Origin of the sequence: Vibrio rotiferianus, from assembly GCF_002214395.1 — a bacterium.
GTDB lineage: Bacteria > Pseudomonadota > Gammaproteobacteria > Enterobacterales > Vibrionaceae > Vibrio > Vibrio rotiferianus.
Genome location: NZ_CP018311.1, coordinates 1221924 through 1245770, shown reverse-complemented (window position 1 = coordinate 1245770; position 23847 = coordinate 1221924). Strand labels below are relative to the sequence as shown.

At 45.4% G+C, this 23847-nt stretch carries 22 protein-coding genes and 1 pseudogene; 11 read left to right on the top strand and 12 right to left on the bottom strand.

The window, feature by feature from the left end:
• Nucleotides 1-223: 223 nt before the first annotated feature.
• Together BSZ04_RS05885 and BSZ04_RS05880 are read right to left on the bottom strand one after the other, a co-directional pair.
• Nucleotides 224-2263: a prolyl oligopeptidase family serine peptidase gene (locus tag BSZ04_RS05885; protein WP_088879830.1), complete on the bottom strand. Its 2040-nt coding sequence runs from the start codon at nt 2261-2263 to the stop codon at nt 224-226.
• Between the two features lie 138 nt (nt 2264-2401).
• Nucleotides 2402-3301: a LysR family transcriptional regulator gene (locus tag BSZ04_RS05880; protein ID WP_010450976.1), complete on the bottom strand. Its 900-nt coding sequence runs from the start codon at nt 3299-3301 to the stop codon at nt 2402-2404.
• 157 nt (nt 3302-3458) lie between these two features.
• Between BSZ04_RS05880 and BSZ04_RS05875 the strand changes: the two genes are divergently transcribed.
• Together BSZ04_RS05875 and lldD are read left to right on the top strand one after the other, a co-directional pair.
• Nucleotides 3459-5150, top strand: a complete 1692-nt coding sequence (locus BSZ04_RS05875; protein WP_045457497.1) for an L-lactate permease — start codon at nt 3459-3461, stop codon at nt 5148-5150.
• A gap of 289 nt (nt 5151-5439) precedes the next feature.
• Complete coding sequence (lldD, locus tag BSZ04_RS05870) at nt 5440-6579, top strand: FMN-dependent L-lactate dehydrogenase LldD (RefSeq protein WP_045391029.1); 1140 nt, start codon at nt 5440-5442, stop codon at nt 6577-6579.
• 61 nt (nt 6580-6640) lie between these two features.
• On the opposite strand, the gene BSZ04_RS05865 is transcribed toward lldD, so the two are convergent.
• Nucleotides 6641-7696, bottom strand: coding sequence for a glycosyltransferase family 9 protein (locus BSZ04_RS05865; RefSeq protein ID WP_071234166.1), 1056 nt, complete (start codon nt 7694-7696; stop codon nt 6641-6643).
• Nucleotides 7697-7788: 92 nt separating this feature from the next.
• Entirely contained in the window at nt 7789-8136 is a 348-nt protein-coding gene (locus BSZ04_RS05860; protein WP_010450966.1) for a helix-turn-helix domain-containing protein, read from the bottom strand.
• 349 nt (nt 8137-8485) lie between these two features.
• Between BSZ04_RS05860 and BSZ04_RS05855 the strand changes: the two genes are divergently transcribed.
• Nucleotides 8486-9589, top strand: a complete 1104-nt coding sequence (locus BSZ04_RS05855; RefSeq protein WP_088879829.1) for a mechanosensitive ion channel family protein — start codon at nt 8486-8488, stop codon at nt 9587-9589.
• A 60-nt stretch (nt 9590-9649) separates the two neighbouring features.
• Here the strand turns inward: BSZ04_RS05855 and BSZ04_RS05850 are convergent, their stop codons facing one another.
• Nucleotides 9650-9844: a hypothetical protein gene (locus BSZ04_RS05850; RefSeq protein ID WP_005429524.1), complete on the bottom strand. Its 195-nt coding sequence runs from the start codon at nt 9842-9844 to the stop codon at nt 9650-9652.
• A gap of 338 nt (nt 9845-10182) precedes the next feature.
• Between BSZ04_RS05850 and BSZ04_RS05845 the strand changes: the two genes are divergently transcribed.
• The gene (locus tag BSZ04_RS05845; RefSeq protein WP_088879828.1) at nt 10183-13197 is read left to right on the top strand and encodes an EAL domain-containing protein; all 3015 of its coding nucleotides are present in this window, start codon (nt 10183-10185) and stop codon (nt 13195-13197) included.
• A 68-nt stretch (nt 13198-13265) separates the two neighbouring features.
• On the opposite strand, the gene BSZ04_RS05840 is transcribed toward BSZ04_RS05845, so the two are convergent.
• The gene (locus BSZ04_RS05840; RefSeq protein ID WP_010453057.1) at nt 13266-13880 is read right to left on the bottom strand and encodes a sugar O-acetyltransferase; all 615 of its coding nucleotides are present in this window, start codon (nt 13878-13880) and stop codon (nt 13266-13268) included.
• 175 nt (nt 13881-14055) lie between these two features.
• Here BSZ04_RS05840 and BSZ04_RS05835 point away from each other — a divergent pair, with 175 nt between their 5' ends.
• Nucleotides 14056-14838 (top strand): phosphotransferase, encoded by a 783-nt coding sequence (locus BSZ04_RS05835; RefSeq protein WP_088879827.1) that lies wholly within the window; start codon nt 14056-14058, stop codon nt 14836-14838.
• A gap of 21 nt (nt 14839-14859) precedes the next feature.
• Here the strand turns inward: BSZ04_RS05835 and nqrM are convergent, their stop codons facing one another.
• From nqrM to BSZ04_RS05820, 3 genes are read right to left on the bottom strand one after another with little or no spacing between them, the layout of a single operon-like run.
• Complete coding sequence (gene nqrM / locus BSZ04_RS05830) at nt 14860-15063, bottom strand: (Na+)-NQR maturation NqrM (RefSeq protein ID WP_010453062.1); 204 nt, start codon at nt 15061-15063, stop codon at nt 14860-14862.
• On the bottom strand, nt 15063-15560 hold the full coding sequence (locus BSZ04_RS05825) for a NifB/NifX family molybdenum-iron cluster-binding protein (protein WP_088879826.1): 498 nt from the start codon (nt 15558-15560) through the stop codon (nt 15063-15065). Before BSZ04_RS05825 ends, nqrM begins: the two co-directional genes overlap by 1 nt.
• Complete coding sequence (locus tag BSZ04_RS05820; RefSeq protein ID WP_038888023.1) at nt 15557-15847, bottom strand: DUF134 domain-containing protein; 291 nt, start codon at nt 15845-15847, stop codon at nt 15557-15559. Before BSZ04_RS05820 ends, BSZ04_RS05825 begins: the two co-directional genes overlap by 4 nt.
• A 341-nt stretch (nt 15848-16188) precedes the next feature.
• On the opposite strand from BSZ04_RS05820, the gene BSZ04_RS05815 reads away from it, so the two are divergent.
• The 3 genes from BSZ04_RS05815 to BSZ04_RS05805 all read left to right on the top strand — a co-directional run bounded on the left by BSZ04_RS05815 (nt 16189) and on the right by BSZ04_RS05805 (nt 19403).
• Nucleotides 16189-17181 carry an ABC transporter substrate-binding protein gene (locus BSZ04_RS05815; protein ID WP_088879825.1) on the top strand — a complete coding sequence of 331 codons (993 nt, stop codon included), beginning with the start codon at nt 16189-16191 and terminating at the stop codon, nt 17179-17181.
• 88 nt (nt 17182-17269) lie between these two features.
• Complete coding sequence (locus BSZ04_RS05810) at nt 17270-18169, top strand: ABC transporter permease (RefSeq protein ID WP_005429511.1); 900 nt, start codon at nt 17270-17272, stop codon at nt 18167-18169.
• Nucleotides 18162-19403, top strand: coding sequence for a quaternary amine ABC transporter ATP-binding protein (locus tag BSZ04_RS05805; RefSeq protein ID WP_088879824.1), 1242 nt, complete (start codon nt 18162-18164; stop codon nt 19401-19403). Before BSZ04_RS05810 ends, BSZ04_RS05805 begins: the two co-directional genes overlap by 8 nt.
• Before the next feature lie 76 nt (nt 19404-19479).
• On the opposite strand, the gene BSZ04_RS05800 is transcribed toward BSZ04_RS05805, so the two are convergent.
• The gene (locus BSZ04_RS05800) at nt 19480-19710 is read right to left on the bottom strand and encodes a hypothetical protein (protein WP_045454342.1); all 231 of its coding nucleotides are present in this window, start codon (nt 19708-19710) and stop codon (nt 19480-19482) included.
• 200 nt (nt 19711-19910) lie between these two features.
• Between BSZ04_RS05800 and BSZ04_RS05795 the strand changes: the two genes are divergently transcribed.
• Complete coding sequence (locus tag BSZ04_RS05795; protein ID WP_012129984.1) at nt 19911-20420, top strand: copper resistance protein NlpE; 510 nt, start codon at nt 19911-19913, stop codon at nt 20418-20420.
• 193 nt (nt 20421-20613) lie between these two features.
• A pseudogene (locus BSZ04_RS25345) lies at nt 20614-21425 on the top strand (5'-methylthioadenosine/S-adenosylhomocysteine nucleosidase).
• Nucleotides 21426-21493: 68 nt separating this feature from the next.
• Here the strand turns inward: BSZ04_RS25345 and BSZ04_RS05785 are convergent.
• Together BSZ04_RS05785 and BSZ04_RS05780 are read right to left on the bottom strand one after the other, a co-directional pair.
• Complete coding sequence (locus BSZ04_RS05785; RefSeq protein WP_010453080.1) at nt 21494-21880, bottom strand: universal stress protein; 387 nt, start codon at nt 21878-21880, stop codon at nt 21494-21496.
• A gap of 76 nt (nt 21881-21956) precedes the next feature.
• Nucleotides 21957-22841, bottom strand: coding sequence for a LysR substrate-binding domain-containing protein (locus BSZ04_RS05780; protein ID WP_010453082.1), 885 nt, complete (start codon nt 22839-22841; stop codon nt 21957-21959).
• A 94-nt stretch (nt 22842-22935) separates the two neighbouring features.
• Here BSZ04_RS05780 and BSZ04_RS05775 point away from each other — a divergent pair, with 94 nt between their 5' ends.
• Nucleotides 22936-23844 (top strand): DMT family transporter, encoded by a 909-nt coding sequence (locus tag BSZ04_RS05775; RefSeq protein ID WP_038885574.1) that lies wholly within the window; start codon nt 22936-22938, stop codon nt 23842-23844.
• Nucleotides 23845-23847: the final 3 nt, after the last annotated feature.

Here is a 23847-nt window from a genome sequence, read left to right as displayed (position 1 = left end):
TAAACTAGAGTTATATTGTGACGACAAGTCGTCACAGTCCCGAAAATGGTATAGCTGCCATTCGGTTTGGCCGCCGAGACTGGTTGGTTCAAAGTTAGGCTTAGTCACCCTAACAATCAAATTGAGTTCCCCCAACCATGAAAAATGCCGCGATAGAAATCGCGGCATTTTTTATTGTCATTCTGGTGCATTAAATTTGATGGTTTGCACCAGTAAACGTCCATTAAATATCGAGCTTTTCAATTCCCATATTGTGCAATGCAAACGCATAAACATCGGTAGTAAGGTCGATTTGTTTGCTCAATGGCATACCCGCACCATGACCTGCGTTCACGTCAATACGAATCAGCACAGGATTGTCTCCCTGATGCTTGTCTTGCAGCTCTGCGATAAACTTGTATGAGTGAGCAGGGACAACACGGTCATCGTGGTCTGCGGTCGTTACAAGCGTTGCTGGGTATGAAACGCCCTCTTTCACGTTGTGCACTGGTGAATAGCCTAGGATGTATTTAAACATCGCCTCACTTTGCTCAGAGGTACCAAAATCGTACTTCCACCCCTCACCAGAAGTAAAAGTGTGGTAGCGAAGCATATCCAATACACCAACCGCAGGAATCGCCACTTTAAACAGCTCTGGTCGTTGAGTCATACACGCACCGACCAACAAGCCGCCATTTGAGCCGCCACGAATCGCAAGACGCTCTGAGCTAGTGTAGTCGTGCTCAATCAAGTATTCCGCCGCTGCAATAAAGTCATCAAATACGTTTTGCTTTTGTTGCTGAGTACCCGCATTGTGCCAAGCTTTACCGTACTCACCACCGCCACGCATGTTAGCGACTGCGTAGATGCCACCAAGTTCTAACCAGTTTGCGACATTTCCTGAGAACATAGGAGTCAAACTGATATTAAAGCCACCATAGCCATAAAGCATGGTTGGCGAGCTGTCATCCAGTTTGGTGCCTTTTTTATATGAGATGATCATCGGCACCTTTGTTCCGTCTTTCGAGGTGTAGAACACTTGTTGAGATTCGTATTCTTTACGGTCGAACGGTGCTTTCGATTCTTTATAAAGTACTGACTCACCGCTTTCTACATCAAAAGAGAAGATGGTTGGTGGTGTCACGTAGTTAGTAAAGGTGTAATAAAGCGTCTTATCTTCTGCTTTGCCCTGCAAGCCATATACGGTACCTTGGTCAGGTAGAGTAACTTCACGTACTAACTCACCTTGATAAGTAAACTGCTGAACTTTAGACAAAACGTCGACCATGTAAGTCGCAAACAAGTAACCACCACCTTTGCTGATATCCAGTGGCTGTTCCTGCTCGGCAATGATTTCTTCCCATTGTTGACTTTGGGTGTGGTAACCAACCACCTTACCGTTAGGCGCATCTAAGTTAGTGTAGAAAATCAAGGTATCATCTTGGTTATCAATCAAATACGTATCACCATCGGTTGTATCTCGAAGCGTGATAACTGCCTGTTCTTCCGAAGTGAGATCCACATAAAACAGTCGGTTTCCTGATGTAGATTCCGCACCTGTGACAATCAAGAAACGATCGTCTTTGGTGGTCACTCCCCCTACATAACGGTGCTTTTGTGACTCCAACGCACCAAAGACCACTTTGTCTTGAGATTGTGGTGTACCTAACTCATGGTAGTAAAGCTTGTGCTGCTCAGTACGAGCCGAAAGCTCACTACCCTTTGGTTTGTCATAGCTAGCGTAGTAAAAGCCTTTGTTACCAAGCCAAGAAATAGTGGTGAACTTAGCATCGACAATTTCAGGTTCAAGCTGCTCTTTAGTTTCTACATCAATGACGAAGATCTTACGCCAATCGCTGCCACCTTCAGAAATGGAATACGCCACAAGTGTGTCGTCTTTAGAGAACTTCACTTCTCCAAGCGATGTCGTTCCTTCTTCTGAAAAGGTATTTGGATCTAGGAAGATCTCCGCCTCTTCATCCCCTTTGCGACGGTATAAAACGCTCTGGTTCTGTAAACCATCATTTTTATAGAAGTAAGTGTATTCACCATGAACAAAAGGTTGAGAGTACTTTTCGTAGTTCTGACTGTTCGCTACTAAATCGCGAATTTGTTGGCGAAAAGGGATCTGACCTAAGTAATCGAAGGTCACTGAGTTTTGCCCTGAAACCCACTCTGCGGTTTCTTGGCTGAGATCGTCTTCTAGCCAGCGATATGGGTCTGCAATGTCGTGACCAAAATAAGTGTCGACGACTGAATCTTTACGAGTTTTTGGGTAATGCATAACGTCCGTGTTACTCCGTTTGAAGTTGAGTATTTTGTTTTATTATTTTGTTGAGACTGATTCTCAATCATCTACCTTAGGGCTCAGGTATAGAATTTCAACCAATAGATTGAAACATTTCTTATATTTATGAACCAACTAAAAGTAATGCGAGATAGTGAGGTATCGCTCTCGAATGTGTTCTATCAAAAGCTTCACTTTGTTCGGCGGTTGACGAGTAAAAGGATAAACCGCGTAGATGCCGAGCTTTTTGCCGACCAACTCAGGGAAAATGTCCACCAGCTCACCACTGCGAATATCGTGGTAAACCAAACAACGCGGTACGTAAGCGATACCATGCCCACCCAAGGCTGCTTTTCGCAATGCCGTTGCGTTATCTGTAGAGAAGCAACCGGAGACTTTTACAATATAGTCGCCATCTTTACCTTTGAACTGCCAGTCGGTTGCCCCTGTGGTTTGGTAAGCGTATTGCAAGCAGTTGTGCGTCGTCAGGTCGATCGGTTCAATGGGCTTGCCATGTTTAGCAATATAGGAAGGAGAAGCACACACCACCCACTGAGAGTCCAGAATATGCCTCGCTATCAGGCTCGAATCTTCTAGATAGCCGGTACGAATCACCAAGTCAAATCCACCAGCGACCAAGTCAACAAAGCGGTTATCAAGCGACATATCTACTGTTAAACCAGGATGCATATTACAAAACTCTGCAACCGCGTCCGCCAAGATCAAATCACCTGAGATAGTCGGCACCGACATTTTGATATGACCACTGACATTCTCACCAAAGCCTGAAACTGCATCCATAGCCTCCTGAGTGGCTTGCTTCACATTTTTAGCACTGTGTAACAAAACCTTTCCTGCTTCGGTCAGGGTCAATTTACGCGTAGTTCTATATAATAGCTGAGCGCCAATTTCTTCTTCCAGTCGAGCAATCCTCTTGCTAACTACCGAATTTGTAAGGTTATTTTCTTCAGCTACCTTACTAAAGCTGCCCATTTCAACTACCTGAGAGAACAGGATTAGGTCATCTGCACGCATCGATTATGTCACTTTTGGAATAAATTAATTTCATTATTTCCCTATATCTATAAAAAATAAAGGGGTAAATTCACGCCAAATTAACAAAACCATTACAACAAAAAATCATCTCTACAGCATAAAGCCGTTCGAGAAGTCAGCGTACGAGGATGTACCAATGAGTGAAACCCTACTTGCCCTTGTGGCGTTTTCGCCAATTGTTGTCGCCGCCATTTTATTGGTTGGTCTCAACTGGCCTGCTAAAAAAGCCATGCCTGTTGCGTTCGGTTTAACCGTCGCTATCGCCCTAATGTTTTGGGATATGTCAGCTACTCGCGTACTGGCATCTGTCTTCCAAGGATTAGGTATTACTGTCTCAGTTCTTTGGATCGTGTTTGGTGCCATCTTCTTGCTCAACACTTTAAAACACACTGGCGCGATCACCACTATCCGCAATGGATTTACTGATATTTCAGCCGACCGTCGCGTGCAAGCCATCATCATCGCTTGGTGTTTTGGTTCATTCATTGAAGGCGCATCTGGCTTCGGTACACCTGCTGCTATCGCCGCTCCTCTATTGGTCGCTATTGGCTTCCCTGCTCTTGCCGCGGTACTGATGGGCATGATGATCCAATCTACGCCAGTATCATTTGGTGCGGTTGGTACGCCAATCATCGTAGGTGTGAACAAAGGCCTAGATACACACAACATCGGTGAAGCGTTGGTTGCTCATGGCTCAACATGGGATGCCTACCTGCAACAAATCACCTCAAGCGTTGCAATGATTCACGCAACGGTTGGTACTCTAATTCCTGTACTCATGGCAATGATGCTGACTCGCTTCTTCGGTAAAAACAAAAGCTGGAGCGAAGGTCTAGATATTCTGCCATTTGCACTATTCGCAGGCATTGCCTTCACCGTTCCTTACGCGCTTACTGGCGTGTTCCTAGGAGCTGAGTTCCCATCATTAATCGGTGGTCTAGTTGGTCTGGCAATTGTAGTCACAGCAGCGAAAAAAGGCTTCCTAGTACCAAAAACTAAATGGGACTTCGAGAGCGAAGATAAATGGCCAGCAGAATGGTTGGGCTCCCTCAAGATCAATCTTGATGACAACCCAGGCAAACCAATGAGCCTAACTAAAGCTTGGGCACCTTACGTGATGCTAGCAGTTATCCTAGTGGCAAGCCGCGTAAGCCCAGAGTTTAAAGGTCTACTTAAGAGCGTAAGCCTATCGTTTAGCAACATTCTTGGCGAGACAGGTATCAGCACGGCAATTCAACCTCTATACCTTCCGGGTGGCATCCTAGTCTTCGTTGCACTGCTTGCCGTTCTTCTGCAAGGCGGTGGTGCGAAATCACTAGGGAAAGCGTTTGGCGAGTCGAGCAAGACGTTAATCGGCGCAGGTTTCGTACTCGTGTTCACCATCCCTATGGTTCGTATCTTTATTAACTCAGGTGTCAACGGTGCAGAGCTAGCAAGTATGCCTGTAACGACGGCTAACTTCGCGGCAGAACTCGTTGGCTCAGCATTCCCGGCGTTGAGTGCGACTGTTGGTGCCCTTGGTGCATTCATCGCTGGCTCTAATACTGTGTCAAACATGATGTTCAGCCAATTCCAGTTCGAAGTGGCACAGACACTCACCATCTCAAGTGCTGTTGTTGTTGCATTGCAAGCGGTGGGTGCTGCTGCGGGCAATATGATTGCTATCCACAACGTGGTGGCTGCATCCGCAACGGTTGGCCTATTAGGACGCGAAGGTGCAACGCTGCGTAAGACGGTTATCCCAACGTTCTACTACCTAGTAGTAACAGGCATCATCGGTCTCATTCTGATTTACGGATTCCAAATCACCGACGCTTTAATGAAGTAAGACTAAATGCAGGGTTTCCCCGCCCTGCTCTTTCTCTGGCACAGCGGTCAGCACTACTACCCCGACTTTTGGTGTGGCTTGCTGCATCAATCCCCCCGACCGGTGTGCCAGCCTTTTTCAGTGCAGATAATTGATTGTTCTGTGTATGGAACAGCCCCAGCTCAATCACTTATCTATACTCTAATTCTGACGTCGACTGCCGAAAGGATGGCAGTCAGTGAAACGCTGACAGAGCATGTGCTCATTGACTCAGGACGCAATCTTAGAATAACAGCCAGGACACACTATTATGATTATCTCTGCTTCTACAGATTATCGCGCTGCTGCGAAAGCCAAATTGCCTCCATTCCTTTTCCATTACATTGATGGCGGCTCATACGATGAGCGCACGCTAAAACGCAACACCGATGACTTAGGTGATGTTGCGCTGCGCCAACGTGTTCTGCGTGATATGAGCGACTTAAGCCTAGAAACAGAAATCTTCGGTGAGAAGCTGGCGATGCCAATCGCTCTAGCACCTGTTGGCTTAACAGGTATGTATGCACGCCGTGGCGAAGTACAAGCTGCGAAAGCTGCGGAAAAGAAAGGCATTCCTTTCACCATGTCGACCGTGTCTGTATGTCCAATTGAAGAAGTGGCACCTGCGATCGAACGCCCAATGTGGTTCCAGCTGTATGTTCTGAAAGACCGCGGCTTTATGAAGAACGTTCTTGAGCGCGCGAAAGCCGCTGGCGTAACAACGTTGGTCTTCACCGTTGATATGCCAGTCCCTGGCGCACGTTACCGTGACATGCACTCTGGTATGAGTGGTCCAAATGCAGCGATGCGCCGTGTATTCCAAGCCATGCGTCACCCAAGCTGGGCACTGGATGTAGGCGTGCTGGGTAAACCTCACGACTTAGGTAATATCTCAACTTACCGCGGCGAACCAACGAAACTGGAAGATTACATTGGCTGGCTCGGTGACAACTTTGATCCTTCAATCTCTTGGAAAGATCTAGAGTGGATTCGCGACTTTTGGGACGGGCCGATGGTCATCAAAGGTATTCTAGATGAAGAAGACGCAAAAGATGCGGTTCGCTTCGGCGCTGATGGTATTGTTGTATCGAACCACGGTGGTCGCCAGCTTGATGGTGTTCTATCGACGGCGAAAGCGTTGCCTAGCATCGCCGATGCAGTAAAAGGTGATCTGAAGATTTTCGTCGACTCGGGTATCCGTACAGGTCTGGATGTGGTTCGTATGCTAGCGCTTGGTGCTGACTGCACGCTGCTTGGTCGCTCTTTTGTTTACGCTCTAGCAGCTCAAGGTGGTGCTGGCGTGGAAAACTTGCTCGACCTATATGACAAAGAGATGCGTGTAGCGATGACGCTCACCGGAGCGAAAACCATTTCAGACTTATCACGCGACTCCTTGGTTAAGATGCCATAAACTGACCTCTCACATCCAGAGTAACACCTCTTGTTACTCTGGATATTCCTATTGATTGCATTTAAGCCATTCTCGCTACTGGTTCAAATTGCACCTTACTCGGCTCAACGTGCAATTTAATCGGATAGCAATCACGTCCCATCAACCCAAATCGTTGTGGACATGTCTCGGTGTAAAAGCCGTAACAAGTCGCGCCTGCCGCATCAGCGAGATGAAGTGGGCCTGTATCACAACATAGAAATCCATCAAGATACCGCAGCGTTGCACCCAATACTCTTAAGCTCTTGCAATCAAGAATGTCAGTATCAGGAAACAACGGAGCCCTAACATCCGGACTCAACACCTCAACCCAATGAATTTCTTGATCATGTTGACGTTCAAACTCTCTCAATATGGCTTTCCATTCTTCATCAGTAAGCTGCTTCTTACCTCTTGCTCCCCGGAAAAACGCAAAACTGAGCTTGTTATCTTGTGATAGTCGATGAGCCTGTTTAATACCATCAACAAGCTCTTCGGTCGTAAATAGAATCTCGTGATCGAGTTGCTTGGGAAGCTCGTGTCCCAATCCTTGCAAGATGGACAATGGTTTATAAGCTCCATGATAAAAGTCAGACTGTGTAACGCATGAGTGCTCAAATACGGTTTCTGTTTTCTTGTTCTTAAAAGACACCTTATTTTGAGACGGAATTAACGCAGAAACAAAAATATCACAAGCACCCGGCGAGGGAGCTAACAATAAATCATAGCTATTTTTCGTCAGTTCTTTAATCGATGCGGACGATTGACCAATCGTTTTAAGAGACAGGTGAGAGTAATAAATATGATTGATATTCAGGTTCTGAAAGACTTCACCTTGCCAGGGGAAAGAGAGGACAAGATCAACACGAGCCTTAGGGTAGAGACGAAGAACCTGATGGACGAACGGCAGTAAAAAATACATATTACCAATACGCCCATTATTGCGCACAATTACAATACGCTTCACCTTCTCATTGGGAAGAAGGTGCTCTACAAATTTAGAACGATTATTCAATCGCCGCGCAATTGCAGGCTCTAGTCGGTGAGTTAATCGTCTACGCTTTTTATCTAAGTTTCGGAAAAAAGTTTTCACAGCCATCAATCATTCAAATAAGAAATATGGCTGATAGGTATATCAACACCTCCGTGAATATTTTGTCTTTGACAAAATTTACACAGGTGCCTCTTTGATTAATTCAATCGATGTTCGTACTCGATCACTACCTGATTCCCTTCAATAAAGACATTTTTAATATCTCCATCCACAGAAATACGGTTTTGTAAGTAAACCGAACAAGAAGATGACACATCGCGATCGGTAAGAGATGGTATAACTTGAGCTGGACGCACATGAAGCTGTTCACATAGCTTATTCACAAACCCTAGCGTCAATGGAGCATTGCCTCGCAACAACGCAGAAAACTCATGTAAGTTTAAGCCAAGGCGCTTTGCCATCTCCATCTGAGTAAGGTGCATTTTTGCCTTTTGTGACATCCAAATGTCGTAGAGCGCATTTCTGTCTAGCTCCGTAAATTCCATGGTTTATCTCCGCATTTCAAAGTAACGGTAAAGTCTCATATTTAGCTGTGATAAATGTTAGCGATGAGTCAAAGAACCTACAATTGATGGTTCGAATGATAGCGCTTATCTTTCAATCTACGAGTTTAATCACACCCCGCAGCACCCAATACACATAAATTACATTTCATTATACGTTTCATTGCCTTGTGTTTACACTTTAATCACTAACGCCCAGGTAAACATTATCTCAGTATTTGTGTGAATAGAGAGCTCGAATACGCATCGTGCTAGCAACATCATTTTTCTAGGGCGAATTGATAATTTCTGCTACCTTTCCCCCATTGTTCTATAAAAAGAAACTTTACTTATGCCACAGTGGTTTACAGAACTTCAAACTTACGTCATGGCTAACCATCAAGACTGGAGTAGCAGCGTTTTATTTATCACCATTGCCAGCTTCTTTGCATGGATTGCTTGGCGCGTATTGCACTCGCGCCTCGCGATACTGGTCGAGAAAACCCCATTCCATTGGGACGATCTCTTATTAGAAGCCTTAAAAACACCCGTCAGTACGCTAATTTGGTGCTGGCCAGCAACCGTATCAATAGGCATCGTTCTACAAAGTGAGCTAGGAAACGAGTTCAACTGGCTGAGCACGCTCAAACTCATCTTAGTGATCAGCATTCTAGTTTGGATCGTAATGCGTCTTATCACTAACGTGGAAGACTATGTGCTTGAGCAGAAAACTCGCGATGAAACTACAGTGCAAGCGATCGCTAAAGTCGCACGCCTATTTTTCATTGTGATTGGTGTCCTCACCGTCATGCAAGCGTTTGGATTAAGTCTTTCTGGCCTACTGACGTTTGGTGGTGTAGGTGGCTTGATAGTCGGTTTAGCAGCCAAGGATCTTCTGTCTAACTTCTTTGGTGGCTTGATGATTTACTTCGACCGCCCGTTTAAGGTAGGTGATTGGATTCGTTCTCCGGACAGACAAATTGAAGGTACGGTAGAGCGTATCGGTTGGCGTATGACCAGCATCCGCACATTCGACAAACGTCCTTTGTATGTACCTAACTCTGTATTTAGCAATATCGTAGTCGAAAATCCATCACGCATGCTTAATCGACGTATCTTTGAAACGATTGGCCTACGTTACGACGATGCAGACAAAGTTCCTGCGATCATTAACGACGTGCGTGAAATGCTGAAAAATCACAAAGACATCGACACACGCCAGACGTTGATCGTCAATTTTGACGCGTTTGGTGCGTCGTCACTGAATTTCTTTATCTATACCTTCACAAAAACGGTCAATTGGGTGCGCTATCACGAGGTGAAGCAAGACGTCCTTTTACAGGTAATGGCTATCATTAAACAGCACGAAGCTGATATTGCCTTTCCAACTCAGACACTTAAACTCGATCCTATACAGATGGAAAACGAGCACGCCCAAAGGAGCAGTCAGCTCTAGCGTCCTACCAAAAAACAAAACGCCCTCGAATTTGAGGGCGTTGTTGTATTCATTTGGTGTTTATTTGTCTAACGACATTCCAATCTGATCAAGTTTAGTTTGGAACTGTTCAACACTGTCGGCTTTATAGGTAGGAGAACCATTAAAGTAACGAGGCTTCTCTGGCAACATCGCATTCTTTAGTTCTTGTTCCTGGTCGACATTGTCATGGTACACCGTTACTCGATTTGGAATATCCTGTTTCATAAATGCCATTTTGGTTCTCCTTTGTTAAGACGAATCTTAAGCATAGAAATGAACAACAAATACTCGAACTAATTTGTATGAAAATTAGACAATAGCGACAGTTTTTATTGATTACTTCAAAGCATTATACAAACCGAATGTGAACTGAGTTTTGATACGAATCTATCGAGTTGGCAGCAAATTGATCCGATCCCCTACCAAACGTGCGCCTTTTATCATTTCCATAAATTGTGTCTTTTTTTTGAGATTTTAGTCAGTAATGTGTCGATATAAGTAGCCTCATAGTTGACTTAGTTGGCTCCGGTTATCGTTCTTATTTTTGAGTTTTACTCGACTTGCTGATTCAGATGAATAGACGTGTTTTTAATAAACGCCCAACCATAGGTATCGTACTGCCTATGTTGAGCGGTTTTTATATGGGAGAGCTTAACGCCACGTTGCGCCAAATGGCCAAGCAACATGGGGTTAATTTGGTTTTTATCCGCAGCGGACATCGCCGAGATTTCGATTTACCTGTCGCATTACATCACCTAGACGCTTTACTGGTCGTACTGCATTCAGCTGCCGATCACTTAGTACAAACAGCGTTGAGCCAAGGCGTTCCTGTGCTGTCTTTGGGCGCAAGTTACGCACCACTTGATGTTGAGCAGTTTATCAGCATACAAAGTGATGGAGTAAAGGCGCTATATCGCTGGCTATTGGAACAGGGGCATCAGCGTATTAGCTTTTGCGGTGACTTGTCGGTGAACGATGTTCGAGCAAGATTTAAAGCTTTCCAGCATGCTGCAGTGGAACATCAAGGCGCATTCAGCCCAGAGGACTTTTTCAGTGTCAGCAACTGTTCATTAGCTGGCGGACGAGAAGCGGCCGTGGAGTTCGTACAACGCAATTCACAAAGCACTGCCGTGATTTGTGCGACCGACCACAACGCGATTGGGATGATAGAGCAACTCAAGCACCTACAAGTCCCTGTGCCAAGTAAAGTCGCCGTGGTTGGTATTGATAACGTCTTCTTCGGCCAGCAAACGCAGCCACCTTTGACTACAGCCGATCAGCAGTTAGAGAATCTAGCACGCCAAGCGTTTAGCCGTGCTATCGAACGCATACAAGGCGCAGCCTTTTCTAACACGATTAACCAAGTCCCACAAAAACTGGTTATCCGTCGATCTTGTGGTAATAGTAATCCAACCTCAGAATCAGCAGAATGCCCAAATTCGATTCGTCACGCATTGCTCAATGTTGAAGGCCGTTCCCCTGCGGAGATCTTTGAAAACTTCTACTCACAGGCTCAGAATGGGTTTAACTCCATACTTGATGCGCAGAGCCTCTATGGCAACAACCTTGACTGGGCGTGCCTCGCACGATGCGATCAAGAACAATATCAAATCGAAAGTTGGGTCGAACAAGGGATGACTCAACCAGCCACGCTTCCAAAGCAAAGTACAGCAAACGACGATATTCGCGACTTCCCTTTCCTAGAAGGCTGCGAACACTTTGTCGCAACCGTTATGCCGATAACAACAGGTCAAAAGAATCAATGGCAGTTGATCGCGGTGATTGACTCACTTACCGATCAACAAAACATCGGCACTCAATCGGTGTTTAACAACTATCTCGATATGTTGTCGTTGTTTATTGAACGCGACGCGTTACTTAAAACGAGTAATTTACGCCAGAAAAACTCACAGCAGTTACTGCAACAACTCAAAGTAGTATCCAATAGTTCAAATGACGGTATATGGGATTGGGATTTGACCAGTAACAAGCTGCGTTGGAACAGTCGTTTAGTGAATATGCTCGGCAATGAAAACCTCTCTCACAAACGTTATATCGATTGCGATCAGCTGTTCCAATTTATCCACCCTGAAGATATCGACCAATTAGAAGATAACATCCAAGCACATTTGGCCGACAAGATACCATTTAAAACCGAATTCCGTATTCGCAAACACGATAATAGCTACATCTGGGTGCAAGCCAATGGTTCTGCTGTACGCAACGCTCAGGGCCACGCCGTTCGTTTTATTGGTTCGATGACCGACATTACAGAACAAAGGGAAAGTGCCGCCAAGATCCATCATATGGCGTATTTCGATGCACTAACTGGCGTTGCCAATCGGCGTAAAATCATGGAAGAGATTGTCACACATATAGAAAACAACCCAGGTCAACCGCGTGCTGTGATGTTAATGGACCTTAATCGTTTTAAAATGATTAATGACTCTTTTGGCCATCATGTTGGTGATGCACTACTGTGCCATGTCACCAAAGAGCTGCAAAATAACTTGGTTGAGCCACATACCATAGCGCGGCTTGGCGGAGATGAATTCTTGTTCTTTTGTAATGTACATAACGATGCACAAGCCAATCAAATCGCTAGCATGATCTTACGCACTATCGAAAAACCCATGATTCATGAAGAAATAGAGCTTGTTAGCCAGGGAAGCTTGGGCATTTCTTTCTATCCACTTGATGGTGCATCACCAGAAGAGTTGGTAAAAAAAGCAGATATTGCGATGTACCAAGCTAAGCAGCTAGGCGGGCGTAAAGTGGTTCACTATCATGAGAGTATGGACGCGAGTACGCAAAGCTTAGTAAAACTTGAACATCATTTAAACCGGGCAATTGAACAGGGCGAAATAGAGGTATTTTACCAACCTCAACTTTGTTGCAAAACACGTCGAGTATTGGCTGTAGAAGCTCTCGCGCGTTGGCACTCTGATACCTTAGGTTGCGTACCACCAAGCCAGTTTATCCAAGTCGCGGAAAATGCTGGCTTGATTTCTCGATTAGGGGAGTACATTCTCAACCGCGTGTGTCGTGATGTTCAACAGTCGTCATGGCTGCAATCCATGAACCATATCTCCGTAAACATTAGCGCGAAGCAGCTAGTTCAACCTTATTTTGCTGACGACATCGTACAAACTATCCTCAACTACCGTCTACCCTTATCGTTATTCTGTATCGAGATCACTGAAACCGCCGCTATTAGTGATTATGACCTGTGCGTAAAATCACTTGAGAAGCTTAGGAAAGCAGGTATTGCTATCTCTTTAGACGACTTTGGCACGGGTTTCTCATCGTTGTCGCTGCTGAAGAAACTGCCATTGAGTGAAATCAAGATTGATCGTACCTTCATCGCAGACATCATCAAAGATCAATCCAACTTAGACTTTGTCTCAACGATGATTTTAATGGGTAGAAGCCTAGGTTATCGCGTAGTTGCCGAGGGGGTAGAAACTGCAGAGCATGTATCTAGCTTGAGCGAACTCGACGTGGATTTACTGCAAGGTTACTACTTCAGTAAACCACAACCTATTTCTCAACTAGAGCTGCAATATACGCCACTTAGTATGGCTTGAGATCAAATAAGGCGAGCCGTGGTGCTCGCCTTATTCTTCTTCACTCTATCGTCATCAACTTCACGACATCAATCCAACTTCATTTCCATCAAAGGTCGCCACATCTCGATGATCTCTTCTTCGGATGGCATTTCACTTTGCTTAATGGTCTTCACTACACGGCACGGATTACCGACTGCAACGCTGTCTGCAGGAATGTCTTTGGTCACTACACTTCCAGCACCAATAATTGCTCGGTCACCGATTGTCACACCGTCAAGAATGATAGCACCCGCGCCAATCCAGACGCTGTCACCAATACTAATCGGGTTGCCCGTTGCGATTGGACGAACACGCTCCGCAAGCTCAAATGGGTGCCCCGCCGTACTGATCACGACATTCGGACCAATTTGCACGTACTCACCAATGTGAACAGGCGCAAGATCGAGAATAGTGACACCTGCATTCAGAAAGCCACCTTGAGTAAAGTGGATGTTGTTACCCATGTCACAATAGAAAGGCGGCACAATATTCACACCGTTCGCACTGCCAAGCAGCGACTCGATGATCTCAGCCTTCTTCAAATGTTCGGAAGGTCGTGCATGATTAAAGTCATACAGCTTCTCCTTTACTTCAGTTTGAAACTCAAACAGCTCAGGAGTAATGGGAATATGCACCGAAAAATCAACCAGTTTACTGCTCATCGACAACCTCTTAAGAACATAGAGTACGTCAATAAATAATCCTAAATTCAGCCAGTTAAGTGCTAACTATTCGCATCAGTTCAAGATGTATTTGCGAGCAACAGCGCATTTTGAAGTTGGCAATTGGCTTCCCTATGTTTATCTTGGAGTTTCACTCAGCAAGGAAAGCAGATTGATGTCACGAAAAGAGCTCAGCCAAATGGGCAGTGCCCAAGTTTATCTGGTCGAAATGGAAGGTCGAAAAGTCATTGAGAAGCGCAACCCGACACAAGTTGAAGTGGCCTTTTATCAACAACATTCTGCAACGTTCAACCAGCTAGGCATTCTTGTTCCCGAGTTTGTTGGGTTTGATACTGAGCAAGATACATTGTGGATTGAGTATATTCCTCACCAAATCGAGCAAGACTTCCTCCTGCAAGATCCAAGAATCCTAAGCCGCCTTGTGCAAATTCATCAGACATCACCACCAAGCGATAACGCAATATTTAAAACCCATAACTGGACAGAACAAGCAACCACCTCTGCACTTGAAACTCTCCAACTAGATGCGCGCACCGAGGCTTGCTTGCGCCATTTTCAAACCAAAGCACAATACCTATTCAAGTCCCAAACGCTACTCTCCGGAGACAGTAATGCTGGCAACTGGGGGCTAAGGAACAATGGTGACTTGGTACTTTTTGATTGGGAACGTTTTTCTATCGGGCATCCGGCGATTGATCTTTCGCCGTTAGTTGCGGGAATGGGTACTTTCAAAGACTATGAACAAGTAGCAAAACGATATATAGGGCTTGGCGGTAAAGGCGTAGAGTCAGAGCTCGCTACTGCTATCTTGTTAGCAAAAGCCTGGATCGTGATTGAGGTAACCAATCTGCTGGTTTCCAGAAACAATCCACAAGCCAGCAAATACATAGAATGGTTTCGACAAACATTACCAAACTGGTGTGAGACAGTGGCGTAAGAAGATAGTTTGAGCTAAGCGTTATCTTTTTGGGCTTGGCTCTTGGATCTGATAAAGGCGGCGTTCGTTCTCTGCACAAGTGGTCTCGCAATTACACACTTTATCGACGCCTACGTTGTTCAAGCCACCGCAACTGCCTTGAATGCGCTTGTTATGAAAGATCACACCAAGCGACATCAACAAAATGATGGCTAAGAACCCAACAAAAGTGAACAGCCAAACCATTACTTCACCTCTTTCACATAAGAAGAAACCAGTGCTTTAAGCTTAGTCGGGCGAAGCGTCATAAGCGCGTTTTTTGATTGAGATTTGGGATTTAGCAATACCGAAGGCGCTTTTTTACTACCACAACCGCCGCAACCACCTTTTTTGACATGGTTGATAGAAGGACGCCCTTGTGTCGCCACAGTTAACGCTGAACGAGGAACACCCATCACATCATCCAGTGAACTGCGTGTTGAGAGCTTAAACACCTGCTTACCGCTACTTAGAAGCTTGCCAAGCGCACGCTCGCCTATATTACGAACCAACACCGCATCGACTTTATACTCTTGTAGAGATTGAATGAGTTGTGACTTGGCTTTGCAGCCAGCTTGCGGCATAGCAGCAATATTAGCGAGGTTCTTCAACAACCCTTCCGTATCGGAGTAAATAGCAATATATGGGGCTTTAACAAAGTGATTGGCGACGCGTTCGCCGTCATTTGGAATGGCATAAATCATGAGTTTGACTCCTGGTCAGGAAAAACAAGTGCATGACCCTCAACTAGGCTTTTCGCAACTTTAAAACGCGCGCTCTTAACCGTATTACCAAAGGTCTGGCGAGAGACTCCCATTTGGTCGGCAGCTTGCTGTTGGCTTAAACCTTCTAGATCCGCCAAACGCAATGCTTCCAGTTCTTCTGGCAATATGTCGACTTTCTCTAATTCATAAAACGGCACGCCATTGGGCTTAAAACAATGGTGTGCTGCACGTCCACATATGCGTCTTTCTATTTTTGGTCTCGCCATCACATCCTCTCTACAAAACGCCTTCACCTTACGCCCATTTATGGCATATGCCAATTATAGTTTTTGGCATATGACAATATCTTAGTTTGCAAAAATAACGTTTACAGCGAAATATTCGTTAGACATCTAATAATAATGCAACAACACATACAAACCACCATACGATTCATTGACATACATCGATAAAAAACCTCTCATTTATGAGGGCATTTTCATCAAATATTCACCATCGTTTTCACACCCGTTAACAAATAAAGCTATAATTCATCTAATACATTAGTTTGAACACTAATGATTAATTCGTTACCCTAAGTGAGCTATTTAGAGAAAGGAAACTCAATATGACGTACAAAACTCCCTTACTACTAGCGATTGGTGCGCTAGCAGCGACCAACGCAAACGCAAGTGAGTGTGGAACGGTTACCATTGCAGATATGAACTGGAATTCTGCAACACTGATTGCCAATGTGGACCGTTTTATTCTTGAGCACGGCTACGGCTGTGATGCCGAACTCATCCCTGGCGACACCATGCCAACTGGCACCTCAATGATCGAAAAAGGGCAACCAGATGTGGCACCAGAACTTTGGAGTAACAGCCTCAAAGATGCGCTAGACAAAGGTGTTGAAGAAAAACGCCTTCGTTTTGCAGGCAAAGCGTTAGTCGATGGTGGCGAAGAGGGTTTCTGGATCCCAGCCTACCTTGTTAAGCAATACCCTGAAATGAAAACCATCGAAGGTGTGAAAAAGCACGCGAAGTTATTCTCTCATCCTGAAGACAAAGCAAAATCGGCATTTTACAGCTGTCCTGCTGGTTGGAACTGTCAAATTAGCGCCGGCAATCTTTTCAAAGCGATGAATCTTGCTGACTCAGGCTTCGACATCATCGACCCAGGTTCAAGTGCCGGTCTGTCTGGCTCAATTGCAAAAGCCTACGAGCGTGAAGAAGCGTGGTTCGGTTACTACTGGGCACCTACTGCAGTTCTTGGTAAATACGACATGGTAAAAGTGGATTTTGGTAGCGGCGTTGATGAGAAAGAGTTCGTCAGCTGTACAACACAAACAGACTGTGAAAATCCAAAAGCAACCATGTACCCACCTTCACCAGTTCATACCATTACGACTGAGGAGTTTGCTTCACGCTCTCCAGCCGCTTACGACTACTTCACCAAGCGTGGCTTCACCAATGCGGACATGAACCAGCTATTAGCTTGGATGGAAGACAACCAAGCAGACGGTGAAGAAACCATGTTCCATTTCCTAGAAAATTACCCGCAGATCTGGAACGCATGGGTTCCACAAGACGTAGCTAAAAAAGTGCAAGGTGCACTGTAAGACTTAGACGTTTCGTAAATGGTATAGGAATACCAAAATTGTTGTATGCCGAGGCTCGCTTGAGCCTCGGCAAGAAAAGGAAGTAAACATGTCTGACTCGAATTGGCTTAGCGAATTCCCAGAAATGGATCGCTCAGATCTCAGAGCCATCCGCAAAACCTTAGATGGAGCCTACCGCGATTTCTCTCGCGAATATGGCGACCTTATTGAATCATTCTTCGACCCTCTTCTCTCATTTCTCGTTTGGTTCGAAAAACTCCTCATTTCTACACCATGGATGATCATTCTTGGTGTGTGTACTGCATTGGTTTATGCCGCTAGTCGCTCATGGAAACTGGCTGTCGCGTGTTTCGTGTCATTGATACTGATTGGGTACTTTGGCATGTGGGAAGACACGATGCGGACGCTCAGCATCATCACGGTGTGTACCATGCTCGCTATTGCGCTCGGTATTCCAATTGGTATTGCTATGGCGCGCTCAAATCGTGTGCAATCCGTCGTGACACCACTGCTCGATGTGATGCAAACCATGCCCGCATTCGTTTATCTGATTCCTGTCGTGATGCTCCTTGGTATCGGTAAGATCCCTGGCTTGATTGCGGTTGTGATCTACGCAATCCCACCAGTGATTCGTTTGACCAACTTAGGCATCCGACTCGTAGACAAAGAAGTACTTGAAGCCGCCACGGCCTTTGGTGCAAGTAACAAGCAACGCTTAGTCGGCGTACAATTACCTTTGGCAATGCCAACCATTATGGCTGGTATCAACCAAACCATCATGATGGCGCTGTCTATGGTTGTTATCGCTTCTATGATTGGCGTTAAAGGCTTAGGTCAGCCAGTATTGAAATCAATCACCAACCAGTACTTCACTCTTGGTCTGCTTAATGGCCTAGCGATTGTGGCACTGGCGATTTTGTTTGACCGTGCGTCGCAAGCTTACGCGAAGCGAACCCAAGCACACTTAGGAGATCTGAAACATGACTAAGCCACTTATTGAAATCAGCGGGCTGTACAAGATCTTCGGACCAAAGCCAAAAACAGTCATCGAGCGAGTAAAACAAGGTCAGAGCAAAGACCAAATTCTTGCTGATACGGGTCATACCGTCGGTTTAAAAGACATCAACCTGCAAATTAACAAAGGCGAAATCTTCGTTATCATGGGTCTATCTGGCTCTGGTAAGTCGACCATGATTCGTCACTTCAACCGTTTGATTGACCCAACCATGGGACAAATTTTGGTTGAAGGCGTCGACGTGATGCAGCTGTCTTCAAAAGAGTTGGAAGAGTTTCGCCGCCATAAAATGTCGATGGTATTTCAACGCTTTGGCCTTTTGCCTCATCGCACTGTGGTTGACAACGTCGCTTACGGCTTGGAAATACAAGGCATCAAGAAAGAAGCACGCATTGCTAAAGCTAACGAATGGTTAGAGACAGTCGGCCTTAAAGGTTACGAGAACCAATACCCTGCGCAACTTTCTGGTGGCCAGCAACAACGTGTTGGTTTAGCTCGCGCGCTGGCGACTGACGCTGAGATCCTGTTGATGGATGAAGCATTCTCGGCACTCGACCCACTGATCCGAAGCGAGATGCAAGATCAGCTGATTGAACTGCAAGAGAAGCTACATAAGACCATTATCTTTATCACTCACGATTTGGACGAAGCGCTTCGCTTAGGTGACCGTATCGCTATTTTGAAAGATGGCGAGTTAGTACAGCAAGGTTCTCCAGACGAGATTCTGCTGCACCCTGCCGATGAATATGTAGAAGCCTTCGTTAAGGACGTAAACCGAGCGAGAGCGCTTACGGTAGAAACCGTAATGCAGCCACCAGCATATCGCATTGCAGCTACGACTATCGAAGAAGCCCTTGTCGAGATGAAACGCGTGAAGCAAGACTACGCGTACCACGTGACCGACGAAGGCTATCAAGGTGTCGTTACCAAAGAGAGCTTGCTTGACGCTGCGAAAACCGATGCAGCACAACAACTCGATGAAGAGATCTACGAAGAAGTGCCTGTTGTCTCTCCTGATTCTGTGATTGAAGAAGTGCTACCGGACACTATGTCTTGTGACTACTCACTGCCAGTTGTCGATGACGAAGGTAATCTGCAAGGCGAACTAGAACGAAGCGCCGTAGCTGAAATCTTTACTGATAATACCGAAGAGGTGTCGCCGCCAAAGGAGGTCAAAACGCCTCCAGTAATGGATAAGGCATCTTAATACAGTAAAGGCTCATCGTCGGATGAGCCTTTTTGTTTGCTTTGTTGTCTCTTTACTACTGGTGTTATTGCTATCGCTACAGCCATATAAGCAGTGCAAAGATTAACAGACTCAACACGATACCAAGCAGAACAATCCGTCCCTGCATTTCTGTCGAGACGGGACGATGTGGCTTTTTACCTAACGTCAGAATATACAATCCCGCGTAACCGATACTGTAAGCAACCCTGTCTAAACAAAGTTCGATCAACAACCAACGAATAAGTGCTCCCAATATCCTAAGCGCACCTATAACTAATTCTTCCATTTTTCTTTTCCTATTCCATTTTATTTTCAAACCACTGACGTTAAAGAGTTTTTCTTACAAAGGCTGTTCAATGGTTTGCTTTGTTCTGACGCAGGTTTAGGAAACAGGTCTATTATTATCACGGTATACCCAAGTGACCTTAGCATACAAGCAACGAGATTATTTTGGTATATCAACTCGTTGATTTAGAGAGGAATATTATGAAAAAGACACTATTAGCACTAACTGGTGCAGTCGTTATCTTAGCAGGCTGTCAGGATGAGAAACCCGCGGAGACAACTGCGGTTGAGGTTCCTCAAGCAACAGAAGTTGAAACCACCGTTGATGCAACACCGATTGAAGAAGAGCAAGTGATCACCACAGATACTTTTGTTGATTCTGGTCACAACGCGCAAAATGCACTGGATTGGAACGGCATTTACAAAGGCAAACTTCCTTGTGCTGATTGCGCGGGTATCGATACCACGCTAACCCTGAACGAAGACGGCACTTACTCATTGGTAGAGCTGTACGAGGGTAAAGAAGGCGACCCAATCAAATCAGAAGGTAAGTTCACTTGGAACGAATCAGGCAACACCATCACATTAGTTGATGAGTCTGGTCCAAACCAGTACTTCGTTGGTGAAAACATGCTAATGAAGCTAGATATGAACGGCGAAAAAGCGACAGGCGAGCTAGCGTCATTCTACAACCTAAGCAAGATGCCTTAATGCTGAGTAGCGATTTCATCTAATCCTGATAAAGACCCAATCCGAGCCTCCCCTGCTCGGATTTTTTCATTCTCGTTCATTAGAACTACAATCAAGAATTTTCATTTATTGAGAAAAATAACAATGGCACCAATTGACGCAAACGATTGCTATTGGTGGATTGCGCCATCTTTTTCATTTGTAAGTATGTCGTATGCAAATATTTAAACGTTTCGCTGCACTTATTCCTGCAGTACTTTCCTTCTCTGTTTTCGCTCAAACTCAACCAATTCTTGTTCAAGGTGCGATGGATATTGAAACCAGCACACTAGTTGAAGCTTTAAATGATGCGAAAGAAACCACCGTTGGCTCTTGGACGTTTTGGCAGGGTGACATCGACGGTTACCCAGTGGTGGTATCTCGCACTGAAGTAGGATTGACGAACGCTGCTGCTTCTACAACAATAGCGATTGAGCATTTCAACCCGAAATACGTCATCAACCAGGGCACATCTGGCGGCCACGATCCTAAGCTATACCGTGGTGACATTGTTATTGGTGAAGCAAGTTTTAACATGGGCTCTTACAAGTCTGAATTTGCTGAAAAAGGCAAAGGCATCGATCCAACCAAGTGGCAGAACTTCGACGTAACCATGCGTCTACGTGAAAACGGTGAGTTTGTTGAACATAAACAGTTCAAAGCGGATCCAGCATTGGTTGAAACTGCTCTTTCTTTGTCTGAAGGATACAAAAAGGCCAAGTTGTGAAAGGCTTGATTGGTTCAGCGGACGAATGGAACCGCGAAGTAGACCGTATCAACTGGTTCCATGAAACCTATGGTACGTCTGTTGAAGAGATGGAAACGTCATCAGCAGCATTGGTTGCTCAAGCTTACCAAGTACCGTTTGTCGGCATTCGTATTTTGTCGAACACAGACCAACACAAACAAGACTTCGATCCGCAAACTGCGGTGGATTGTCAGCTGTACACAATTGACGTGATCAAGGCGTTGATCAAAAAGCAGTAACGCCGTAATAGGACAGCAAAGGGAGGCTTAGCATAGCCTCCCTTTTACTTTGAATGTTGAATTAGGGATCATTCCAAATACACAACCAACAAATCGGCCTCAATGGCATTGGCGAGCTTCGGGATTGAGGAGAATAAGCGGCTCATAAACTTATGATGATGGCCACAGACCACTAAATCGATGTTGTGCTCCTTCGCTACACCAGCAAGCTTGATATGCAGATCACCAACCACCACCATGGTCTCGGTAATCGGATAATCACTTTGTTCAGCTAAGGCTTTAAGCTCTTGCATGAGTTTTTGTTCGTCCTTCGATTCCAGCGCCACTCTATCGTGATCAACGAAAACAAAGGACACCTTGCTATTTGCATCTTTTGCCATCGAAATGGCTTTGTCGATGACTGCTCGACTCGAATCTGATAAATCTACTGCAACTAAAATGTGCGCGTAGCTCATGATACTCTCCCAACTGACCTGCCTAAATTAAGTCTAGCACCGCAGCGAGAGTCTTACTGAAATCACCCCAATTACCCTACAAACATTGTTGTTTAAGCCAGTTGGTCAACTTTATGATTTCTGGTTGGCGTGCTCGATTCTTCTTATGCACAAAGTAAAAACTGTCCCCGGTTTCCAATCCGTGGGAGGGGATATAAACCAGATCCTGAGCCTTATCGCGTTCATTCAACATAAAGTCATTGGCGAATGTGATGCCTTGGTCGTAGCGCGCCGCTTCGATCGCCAGAAGCATATGGCTAAAGTGTTGCATATCGATGTCTTTCGGCAACTCAAACCCGCCGGCTTTACACCATTCCGCCCAATCTTTACCCCGCTCACGATAAATAGAATCAGTGGAAAGAACTGGATAGTGCCAAAGTGCATCGGGCATAGGTTGGTCCTGAATTTCCTTCCAGATGTTGAGGCTACACACCGGATACAACGTCTCATCATACAGGCGAACCGCCATATAGTTGCGCTTTGGCTTTTGTACCGTGATAAAGCAATCACCCACGCTGTCAGTTTGCTCTGGATCTCCAGCAACCATGTTAAGGGTTAGATCAATTTCGGGGTGTTGACGCTTAAAGTCTGCCAATCTAGGTATCAACCATTTCACGGCTAGCGAACTGTAAATCGCCAAACGTAGACTGCCCTTTTCTCCTTCACGTACCTTCTGACTGGCCATAGCAATGGCACTAATAGCAGGGCTGATATCTTCGAGGTAACGAAAGCCGGTATCTGAGAGTGACAACTTACGCCCCTGACGAATAAACAAGGCTTCACCAAGATAGTCTTCTAATACTCGAATCTGATGACTCACTGCACTTTGCGTCACATTGAGCTCTTCCGCAGCAAGGGAAAAGCTCAAATTACGCGCAACGGATTCAAAACAGTGGACCGCTCTAAGAGGTGGTAACTTCATTATCTAAAAAACTCATACTTAAACTAATAAATATCATTTCACTTCATCCTATGACATCACCTACTCTTTGGCAAAGAATGAGGAGAGGAATAACGTGAAAGTCACATCTGTCGGTGCAGCGATGCTGCTATTAATTGTTGGTAACTTAGTTGCGGTGCTCTCAGACGCTTTGATCAAAAGTGTCGGTAATGAGGTGCCGGTTTTTCAGTTTGTGTTTTACCGACAACTTTCAGCTGTGATGATGTTGTTACCCGTATACCTGTTCACAAAACAAGCGCCATTAATGGAAGGTTTTAAGTGGCATGCAGTTCGTGCGCACGTCTGGCTAACAGGCGCAATTTTCATGGTGTTTGCCATCTCGTCGATGCCACTCGCCACCGCGAACGCAATCTTCTATGCCGCGCCTTTGATCATGCTACCACTGGCGGCGATCTTCTTCGGAGAAAAACTCTCCACTCAATCAATTGCAGCAGCGGTAATGGGCTTTGCTGGTGTGCTGGTGATTATACGCCCAGACCAAATTGATTGGGCCGCGTTGTCTGCTTTGGTCGTGGCGCTAACACTCGCCATCAACAACCTGTTGATCCGCAAGCTGCCAAAGAATCAATCCGTACCACACACGCTTTTGATGACCAACCTAGCAGGTATGCCTGTATCACTGTTGTTAGTATTTATTGAAGGTGAGGCATGGGATTGGAGCTCATTCCCTGTAGCGGCCGGTTCAAGCTTGTTCATCATGATTTACGCAGCTACCTGTGTATTAGCTTATCGTTCTATCGACAGCAATAAGATTGCCAGCGCAGAATACAGCGGCTTGATTGGTGCCGTGATCGTAGGTTTAATCTGGTTTGGTGAAGTGCCGGATATCTTTATGGCAATTGGTACCGTGATGATTGTCGTGCCTCTGATTTGGCTATCTAAACGCGAGCGCAGAAAGCAAAAACAAGCGCAAGCCGCAAAACTTGCAGAAGAGCAACAGCACCATCAAGCGCCAGCAGCGTAAGTC